The organism is Photobacterium sanguinicancri (genome assembly GCF_002265265.1).
Taxonomy (GTDB): Bacteria; Pseudomonadota; Gammaproteobacteria; order Enterobacterales; family Vibrionaceae; genus Photobacterium; species Photobacterium sanguinicancri.
The window spans coordinates 1-8,851 of record NZ_NOIF01000200.1 but is presented as its reverse complement, the minus strand read 5'-3'; the positions used below and the strand labels follow the sequence as shown (position 1 = coordinate 8,851).

10 protein-coding genes are annotated in these 8,851 nt (G+C 45.1%); 8 read left to right on the top strand and 2 right to left on the bottom strand.

Going from position 1 to position 8,851, the window contains the following annotated elements; all coding sequences use genetic code 11:
- Positions 1–90: 90 nt before the first annotated feature.
- Positions 91–660: a 1,6-anhydro-N-acetylmuramyl-L-alanine amidase AmpD gene (gene ampD / locus ASV53_RS20830; RefSeq protein ID WP_094958511.1), complete on the bottom strand. Its 570-nt coding sequence runs from the start codon at positions 658–660 to the stop codon at positions 91–93.
- Between the two features lie 212 nt (positions 661–872).
- On the opposite strand from ampD, the gene nadC reads away from it, so the two are divergent.
- The 8 genes from nadC to yacG all read left to right on the top strand — a co-directional run bounded on the left by nadC (position 873) and on the right by yacG (position 8,133).
- Positions 873–1,772 carry a carboxylating nicotinate-nucleotide diphosphorylase gene (gene nadC / locus ASV53_RS20825; protein WP_094958513.1) on the top strand — a complete coding sequence of 300 codons (900 nt, stop codon included), beginning with the start codon at positions 873–875 and terminating at the stop codon, positions 1,770–1,772.
- A 342-nt stretch (positions 1,773–2,114) separates the two neighbouring features.
- Positions 2,115–2,522, top strand: a complete 408-nt coding sequence (locus ASV53_RS20820; protein WP_094958510.1) for a pilin — start codon at positions 2,115–2,117, stop codon at positions 2,520–2,522.
- Between the two features lie 7 nt (positions 2,523–2,529).
- The gene (gene pilB / locus ASV53_RS20815; protein ID WP_094958509.1) at positions 2,530–4,215 is read left to right on the top strand and encodes a type IV-A pilus assembly ATPase PilB; all 1,686 of its coding nucleotides are present in this window, start codon (positions 2,530–2,532) and stop codon (positions 4,213–4,215) included.
- A 72-nt stretch (positions 4,216–4,287) separates the two neighbouring features.
- Entirely contained in the window at positions 4,288–5,508 is a 1,221-nt protein-coding gene (locus ASV53_RS20810; protein WP_094958508.1) for a type II secretion system F family protein, read from the top strand.
- Positions 5,509–5,626: 118 nt separating this feature from the next.
- Positions 5,627–6,529: a prepilin peptidase gene (locus ASV53_RS20805; RefSeq protein ID WP_094958507.1), complete on the top strand. Its 903-nt coding sequence runs from the start codon at positions 5,627–5,629 to the stop codon at positions 6,527–6,529.
- Positions 6,530–6,531: 2 nt separating this feature from the next.
- A complete protein-coding gene (gene coaE / locus ASV53_RS20800; protein ID WP_094958506.1) occupies positions 6,532–7,137 on the top strand; it encodes a dephospho-CoA kinase in 606 nt (201 codons plus the stop codon).
- A gap of 42 nt (positions 7,138–7,179) precedes the next feature.
- Positions 7,180–7,917, top strand: coding sequence for a cell division protein ZapD (gene zapD, locus ASV53_RS20795; protein WP_094958512.1), 738 nt, complete (start codon positions 7,180–7,182; stop codon positions 7,915–7,917).
- Positions 7,918–7,926: 9 nt separating this feature from the next.
- Positions 7,927–8,133, top strand: a complete 207-nt coding sequence (yacG, locus tag ASV53_RS20790; RefSeq protein ID WP_062689667.1) for a DNA gyrase inhibitor YacG — start codon at positions 7,927–7,929, stop codon at positions 8,131–8,133.
- 153 nt (positions 8,134–8,286) lie between these two features.
- Here the strand turns inward: yacG and mutT are convergent, their stop codons facing one another.
- The gene (gene mutT, locus ASV53_RS20785; protein ID WP_094958505.1) at positions 8,287–8,694 is read right to left on the bottom strand and encodes an 8-oxo-dGTP diphosphatase MutT; all 408 of its coding nucleotides are present in this window, start codon (positions 8,692–8,694) and stop codon (positions 8,287–8,289) included.
- Positions 8,695–8,851: the final 157 nt, after the last annotated feature.

The following is an 8,851-nucleotide window of genomic DNA, read 5'->3' as shown; positions in this document are numbered from 1 at the left end:
TTAATTCACAGCTCGAAACAATTGAGAAGGCTTTTTGTTACTATAGTTTAGTAAATGGTCAGACCAATTAAGCTTGGCCCTTTTCATCAACTAATTAACGTCATTTCCAATCAATGCAGTTTTAAACGCATACCAATCAAACGCCAATCCCGGATCAGTTTTACGCCCAGGGGCAATAAATTCATGACCGGTGATCCGTGAGGTATCAATATGTGGGTAGTAGTCCATCAGCACCCGGGATAACTCAGTGAGTGATACATACTGAGCTTGGGTATAAGGGAGGGTATCCGTGCCTTCCAGTTCGATGCCAATCGAGAAATCATTGCATCTTTCACGCTCAGCAAACTGGGAAACACCCGCATGCCAAGCACGACAATCTAGTGGTACAAACTGAATGATATCGCCATTTCGTCTAATTAAACAATGCGCAGACACGCGAAATGTTGAAATTAACTCAAAATAGGGATGTTCGTCAGGGTTAAGCTTGCCAGTAAACAGCTGCTCAATATAAGGTCCGCCAAATTGACCGGGCGGTAAACTGATATTGTGCACCACCAGCAGAGAAACCGCTTCACCTTGTGGGCGGGAGTCATAAAAAGGGGATGGTACATGCTTTACACCGCTTAGCCAGTGATCGGCTTGAATAGCTAACTGCTCCATTGAATAGATTCTCGCTCACTTATAACCAGGATATTTTATATAACAAGGGTATTTTAGTCGGAACAGCACCAAATCACACCTTCTGCTGAAAATGCTGCAACAGAGAACCAGTCGCGGTATGATCCATTACATAAAAGAGCCATGGCTCTTTCTATAACTTCACCCGCTCAGCCTACAGCCTCAACCATAGTGACGGATACAGCATGACCAAGATGGAACAAAATCACGATAGCCAAGCGCGTTTAGCCTACTTAAAACAGCAACTCCCACAAGAAATCAGCCGCGCAGTCACAGAAACGCTGCGTGAAGATTTGGGTGGCGAGGTTGGTGAGCCGATCAATCCCGAACATGATATTACCGCCAGTTTGATCCCTGCTGATAGCCAAGGTGTGGCAACCATCATCACCCGTGAACACGGTGTGTTCTGCGGGCAATTATGGGCGGAAGAAGTGTTTAGGCAGCTAGGTAGCCAAGTGACTATTGAATGGCATGTTCAAGATGGTGATACCGTCGAACCTAACCAAACCTTATGTACTCTGTCTGGCCCATCGCGCATTCTGTTAACCGGTGAGCGTAATGCGATGAACTTCATCCAAACACTGTCAGGCTGTGCGACAACGGTGGCGACCTACGCCAAACAGCTCGAAGGCACCCATACTCGCCTACTCGATACCCGCAAAACCATTCCGGGTCTGCGTAGCGCACTAAAATATGCGGTGACTTGTGGTGGCGGTTACAACCACCGTATCGGGGTGTTCGACGCGTACTTAATCAAAGAAAACCACATTATTGCCTGTGGCGGTATTAATGAAGCGATCAGCACTGCCAAGCAGTTAAATCCGGGCAAGCCAGTCGAAGTAGAAACCGAAAGCTTAGAAGAACTGCAACTAGCGATTGATGCAGGTGCTGACATTATCATGTTAGACAACTTCACCACCGAGATGATGCGTGAGGCCGTTAAAATCAATGCAGGTCGCGCAGCATTAGAAAACTCAGGCAACGTAACGCTAGCGACGATTCGTGAGTTTGCCGAAACTGGCGTGGACTACATATCTGTTGGTGCACTCACTAAGCATCTTAAGGCTATGGATTTGTCTATGCGCTTCCAATAAGGCGTTTCAAATAAGTCGCTTAAATATATTCGGTTCAAAACAGTTAAAGCAAAGGTATGACCGACACTGGCCTTCATACCTAATAGACACAGTACTGAATCTTAAAATATCTAAAGGAGAGCTTATGCTCTCCTTTTCTATATTTATCAATAAGATCTACACTCAGCAGGTATAACCAATTGCTCCAACCCAGCTCGAAGCACTTAGTGCAACAAATGTAATACCCCAACTATTTATTCAAACTGTGCCGCGCAAAGTATTCCTTTCGATTCCGTCACTTGGAGCCAACTTTTAATCTGGCTGGACAAATTACGAGGCCTTCGGGCATACAAGGATAGAAACATGAAAAAGATGCAAAAAGGTTTTACGCTGATTGAATTGATGATTGTAGTGGCGATCATTGGTGTGCTATCGGCGATCGCAGTTCCAGCATATGAAAGTTATGTCAAAAAGTCAGAGGCCGCAACAGGTGTAAGTACAGTACGTTCATTACTGACAAATATAGATATGAAAGAGCAAGAAAAAGGAGCTTTTCCAGCAACTCTTGCTGAAATCGGTGCCGATGCAAATATGAGTTCTCTGGGTACGGTTGCGATTGCACCAACTAAGGCTGGGGAGCTCTATGGAACTGCAACCTTTACTTACAATACTAAAGCAACTTTGAAAACGAAGAAAATAACCTACACTAAAACAAAGTCTGGCTGGAAATGTACTCATGACACAGGATTAACGCTGAAAAGCTGTGGTTAATACGTTAATGCAAACTACCCTCACTTCAGTATTGCTTCAGGCGGGTTTACTTAACCAGATGCAGCAACAAGAAGTCAGTAGTTTCGCCCACGCCGAGGGGATATCGATCCCCTCGGCGTTGGTCGATCTTACTATACTGACCAGTGACGATTTAGCCCGCCAGCTCGAATCAATTTTCAGCATCGCTCTGACCGATATTCATCAATACGATTACCAAGGCTGTTGTGACCATTTGCGTCAGCGCGAAACCATTTTGCGCCATCGTGTTATTCCACTTAAGCTCACCGAGACAACCTTGTTTTTGGGCACCAGCGATCCAACCAATGTTGCCGCCCAAGACGAATTCCGTTTCGCCACTGGCAAACAAATCGAGCCACTGCTGCTTGATAATAAGCAACTAGAAAGTGCTATTCGCCGAATTTATGGCAGTGATGTCGGTGAAACCTCCCACCAGCGTGGGATCAGCGAAGATGACTTGGATCAGTTGGTCGATCTAAGTGAGGGTGAAATTGAGCACGAGAATGATCTAAGCCAAGACACAGCGCCCGTTACCCGTTATATCAACCAAGTGCTACTTGATGCGGTACGTAAGAAAGCCTCTGATATTCACTTTGAACCGTACGAAAAATTCTTTCGAATTCGTTTTCGTTGTGACGGTTTATTGCACCAGTATTCCACCCCTGCAGCACATTTATCTCGGCGGCTATCAACTCGCTTAAAAGTGATGTCTAAGCTCAACATAGCCGAACGTCGTCAACCGCAAGATGGCAGAATTAAGCTCAAACTCAGCCCGACGGTTACTGTTGACCTACGGGTTTCCACCTTACCAACTATGTGGGGAGAAAAAGTGGTGCTACGGATCTTAGACAGCACCAGCGCCAGCTTAAACATAGATATTCTAGGTTATAACCAACAACAAAAAGCAGCTTATCTTGCAGCATTGCAACAACCGCAAGGGATGATTTTAATGACAGGGCCAACGGGGAGCGGAAAAACCGTCTCGCTTTATACTGGCCTTAAGATCCTCAATACCGATGAGCGTAATATTTCTACCGCCGAAGATCCGGTCGAAATTAATTTACCCGGCATTAATCAGGTCCATATCAATAACCGAGCAGGGCTAGGCTTTGCTGATGCCCTGCGATCTTTTTTACGCCAAGATCCTGATGTGGTCATGGTGGGTGAAATTCGCGATATCGAAACCGCCGCTATTGCGGTCAAAGCCGCCCAAACGGGCCACCTTGTTTTATCGACACTACACACAAACTCTGCCGCTGAAACCCTGACCCGTTTAACCAATATGGGAGTAGAAGATTTTAACTTAGTCTCATCACTTAGCCTGATTATTGCCCAGCGACTGGCACGCCGTTTATGCAGCAACTGTAAACAACCTCATTCTCTCGCAGCTATTCATCGCGCACGACTCTCCATCCCAGTTGATGCTGAACTTTTCCAAGCCAATGAACAAGGTTGTGATGATTGCAATAAAGGCTATGTAGGGCGAGTCGGTATTTATGAAGTTATGACTTTCAGCCGTGAACTGGCTGAAGCCTTAATGGCCAAAGCGACGACGTTGCAACTAGAAGAAATAGCCTGTCAGCAAGGGATGCAGACCCTCAATCAGGCAGGGGTAGAAAAGCTGTGCCAAGGCACCACCAGTTTAACTGAATTGCAGCGCGTCCTGCATTTTTAACCTAACTATAACCTTGACCATAACCCAGACCATAATCCTGGCCATAATAAATACGATTACTTAGGACACAGCATGAAGCAAGTGAGCAAATTGCGCTATTACCACTGGCGAGGGATCAATAGTTCAGGGAGAAAAGTTTCTGGCGTGATTGTCGGCTTTCAAGAGCAAGAAGCGCGTGAAAAACTGCTCGAACAACGTATCCAAGTGAAAAAAATTAAGCGTCGTAACCCATCTACCTTTGCCCGAATGAAAAACAAGATGGAAGCTACCGACGTCACTGCGGTCACTCGTCAATTAGCGACCATGATTGAGTCTGGCGTGCCTGTGGTGCAATCACTAAAATTAATCGCAGAAAGTCACCAAAAGAGTGAAGTGCGGGCCATTTTGACTCAGGTTAATAAACAAGTCGAAGCTGGCGCTTCACTGTCAAAAGCACTGCATACCAGCTCGCCTTTATTTGACAATTTTTATTGTGATTTAGTGGCAACAGGGGAAGAAACAGGGCATTTGGGGCAAATATTTGAACGCCTTGCCACATACAGGGAAAAGCACGAGGCAATGCGCAAAAAAGTGATTAAAGCCATGATTTATCCAGGCATGGTGACCCTAACTGCCATTATCGTCACTGTGATGATGCTGGTGTTTGTGATCCCGCAATTTGCCGACATCTTCCATAGTTTTGGTGCGCAGTTACCTTGGTTTACTCGCCAGGTGATTAAGGCTTCGGATCTACTCACCTCCAATGGATTACTTATTTCAGTGTCCTTAATTGCTGCGATCATCATATTCACTTTCAGTTATAAAAAATCCCCTCGTATTCAACTTGCCGTCAGTCGGTGGAGCTTACGCTTTCCTATTCTGGGCTCCGTGTTTATGAAAGCTACCATTGCGCGATTTGCTCGAACGCTCGCCACCACCTTTACCGCGGGTATTCCCTTGCTATCAGGGCTGCAATCCGCGGGAAAAACAGCAGGTAACTTACATATTCAGCGAGCGGTCGAACAAGCCCATACCGCCGCTGCCGCTGGCATGCCACTGTATCTGTCTTTGCGCCAATGCAATGAGTTTCCCGAACTGATGCTACAAATGGTCATGATCGGCGAAGAGTCTGGTTCACTAGATGACATGCTCAATAAGATTGCCAGTTTATATGAGAGCGATGTCGATAATACGGTCGATAACCTAGGTAAAATCATCGAGCCTTTGATCATTATTATCCTTGGTGGGCTCATCGGTGGACTATTAGTGGCCATGTATATGCCAATATTCACCCTGATGAGTGTCATCGGCTAGCACCATAGCTAACACTTTCGACCTAACCGCGAGTATATTGATGCTAACGCCTTGAATACTCGCGATCCTCCTCGCGTTCACGTTACAATAACCTTATAGATTGACTAGAGATTTCATCATGGAACTGCTGACTTATTACCCTTGGCTTTACCCTGCATTCGCCGCCCTTTTCGGCTTATTAATCGGCAGCTTCTTAAATGTGGTGATTTACCGTTTACCCATCATGATGGAACGAGAGTGGAAACGTGACTGTATTGACTGTTTCCCTGAGTTTCAACAAGGTGATGGCACTGGTGAAGAAAAAGACAAAACAGCGGAAAAACAACCGGCATTCAACCTGAGTGTACCGCGCTCACGCTGCCCAAACTGTAGCGAGCTCATTACGGCGAAAGATAATATTCCGATATTCAGTTGGTTGTGGCTAAAAGGCCGCTGCCGCCACTGCCAGCACCCTATCAGTGCACGCTATCCTTTAGTGGAATTACTCACAGCCGCATTGACAGCAACGGTGGCCTTACTGCTACCACCATCAGAATGGTCGATCGCAGTGATCTTTTTCACTTTCACTTTAATCGCATTAACTTTTATCGATATTGATAAAATGCTGCTACCTGATCAACTCACCCTGCCACTCATGTGGGCAGGCTTAATGCTGGCTGTGTTAGGAATAAGTCCGGTTTCCATTGAAGACGCCCTGATTGGCGCCATGTTTGGTTATCTGTCACTTTGGAGTTTGTACTGGTGCTTTAAGCTACTTACCGGTAAGGAAGGAATGGGATACGGTGATTTCAAGCTACTTGCAGCACTTGGTGCATGGTTAGGTTGGCAATCATTACCCTTTGTGATCTTACTATCTTCGTTAATTGGTGCAATCTGTGGCATTATCTTAATGAAAATTCAGAAATCAGATACCCAAGCACCATTCTCCTTTGGCCCTTACCTAGCAATGGCGGGTTGGGTCAGCATGCTGTGGGGAACCCAGATTATTGATTGGTATCTGACAAGCTACTTAGGACTGTAAAAATGACGATGGTTGTAGGCCTTACCGGTGGCATTGGCAGTGGTAAAACCACAGTTGCAAATCTATTTGCCCAGTATGGTATTGATCTTATTGATGCAGATGTAATTGCACGTGAAGTTGTTGCACCTGGCAGCGAAGGGTTAATTGCCATTGAACTAAAACTTGGTGCTGACATCTTACTGACAGACGGCCAATTAAACCGTAGTAAGTTAAGAGAGTTAATTTTCTCTCAACCACGATTAAAAAGCTGGTTAGATGAACTGTTACACCCCTTAATTCGTCAACGCATGCTGACGAAAATAGATAATAGCCAATCAGCCTATTGCTTACTGGTTATTCCGCTAATGGTTGAGAATAACTTACAGTCTTTAGCTCACCGTTTATTGGTCGTAGATGTAGAAGAGTCAGTGCAAATTGAACGTACTTTACAGCGCGATCTCGTTAGCGAAGAGCAAGTAAAAAACATATTGGCCGCGCAAGCCTCAAGGAAAGAGCGCAATGCCGCAGCCGATGACATTATTAGTAATAATGGTGATAGCAGCGCCTTACCCGATAAAGTGGCGCAATTGCATCATCACTATCTCGAATTGAGCCAACGTTACCAATAACGCTTTAATACGTTATGGATAACTCAGCAGATGACCGACCTTATGCAGACAAATAATTTTGAACATCCGCTCAACGAAAAAGTGCGAATTTACCTGCGACTGGAATACCTCATTCGCCAGATGCAGTCTTCTTGCCAAAAAACGGATCACTGGCAACACCAAATATTCTTTCGAGCACTGTTTGATTTATTAGAGATCCTAGAGCAAATTCAGCTTAAAGCAGAGTTAGCGAAAGATTTGACCCACCAAGCGAGCAAGCTTAAGCGTTGGCTAGATGTACCAGGGGTTGACCAACAAGCCCTTTTAACGCTACTGGATAAACTCGAGTTAATGCAACGCCAGCTGATGACAGCATCACGTTTAGGTCAAGAATTACGTAACGATCGCTTTCTTTGTGGGATCAAGCAACGCTTTTCAATCCCGGGTGGTAGTTGCTGCTTTGATTTACCCGCACTGCACCATTGGCTGCATTTACCCTTGGTACACAAGCAAAGCGATATGACCAATTGGCTAGAGGCAATATCTGAGATATCCAATGCTTTACTGCTTTGGTTACGTCTAACGCGTGAACAAGGTCAATTTCAACCGCAGGTCGCACGTGGTGGATTCTTTCAGCACGATGCCGATGATGCATGTTTATTGCGCATTCAAATTTGCCCGAGCTACGGTGTATACCCTATGATATCAGGGCATCGTAATCGCTTTTCGATCCGCTTCATCCCGTTTGAGGATGGTGCACCGATTGCCGATACCATTGAATTTAAACTAGCTATTTGCTGAGGTCAGCCCGTGTCACAACCAAGCGCACCGACAATTGTTAAATGTCCATCTTGTAAAGCAGATGTAGAATGGAATGAAAAAAGTGCCTATCGTCCATTTTGCTCTAAGCGTTGCCAATTAATTGATTTAGGTGAATGGGCAGAAGAAGAAAAAGCTATTCCTGGTGCACCAGATTTATCAGACTCTGATGGCTGGTCAGAAGATATGAACTATTAATTATCGATTAAGATACGTAAAAAAAGGCGCATGATGCGCCTTTTCTTTTAGCTGAAATTAACATCAAGCGAGTACATTAACGACGAGCTCTATAACGTCGTTCTCGGCAATTTTCACCAACAAGAGTCATCAGCTACTTAATATAACGCTGTATTAGCTCATTACACGCAGCTGCAACTTATCAAGGACAACAGCATTGGCTTCAGGGAAGTCAGCAGGATTCAAGGCTCCAATATCAACCCACTTACCTGGCTGTCCTTCTTTGCCGTACGCTTCACCTTCAAATAAGGTCACCAAGAAAAAATCAAACTTCAGTGATTTTTCAGGGTAATCATGGGCCAAAGACAGGAAGTGTTCTAACTCAGTAACATCGATCCCCACCTCTTCATGAAGCTCACGGATCACTGCTTGTTCAGCCGTTTCATTCTGCTCTACTTTTCCGCCTGCAAATTCCCAGAATCCACCTTGATGGGCTTTAGCCGCACGCTGAGTTATAAACACTTTATCTTGTTGAGCATTAAGAATGATCCCCGCCGAGATCCATAGTTGTTGCTTATCCATTCTGACTTCTCTTTGTTCCATTGCTCTCTTCTCTAGCTGAAGATCGCTATTTTATATTTATAAAAAAGGCCGCATCAGCGTAATGCCGTTCACTTAACGTGAGCGGCATTGTTTTTTCTAACGGGATATCGATTTTTTGAGCACTTCAGTACTCTAG

Bases quoted from the DNA above. Each gene is read 5' to 3' on its own strand.
- coaE (WP_094958506.1), top strand. From the start codon at position 6,532: ATGACGATGGTTGTAGGCCTTACCGGTGGCATTGGCAGTGGTAAAACC.
- pilB (WP_094958509.1), top strand. From the start codon at position 2,530: ATGCAAACTACCCTCACTTCAGTATTGCTTCAGGCGGGTTTACTTAAC.
- nadC (WP_094958513.1), top strand. From the start codon at position 873: ATGGAACAAAATCACGATAGCCAAGCGCGTTTAGCCTACTTAAAACAG.
- zapD (WP_094958512.1), top strand. From the start codon at position 7,180: ATGCAGACAAATAATTTTGAACATCCGCTCAACGAAAAAGTGCGAATT.
- ASV53_RS20805 (WP_094958507.1), top strand. From the start codon at position 5,627: ATGGAACTGCTGACTTATTACCCTTGGCTTTACCCTGCATTCGCCGCC.
- mutT (WP_094958505.1), bottom strand. From the start codon at position 8,694: ATGGATAAGCAACAACTATGGATCTCGGCGGGGATCATTCTTAATGCT.
- ASV53_RS20820 (WP_094958510.1), top strand. From the start codon at position 2,115: ATGAAAAAGATGCAAAAAGGTTTTACGCTGATTGAATTGATGATTGTA.
- ASV53_RS20810 (WP_094958508.1), top strand. From the start codon at position 4,288: ATGAAGCAAGTGAGCAAATTGCGCTATTACCACTGGCGAGGGATCAAT.
- ampD (WP_094958511.1), bottom strand. From the start codon at position 660: ATGGAGCAGTTAGCTATTCAAGCCGATCACTGGCTAAGCGGTGTAAAG.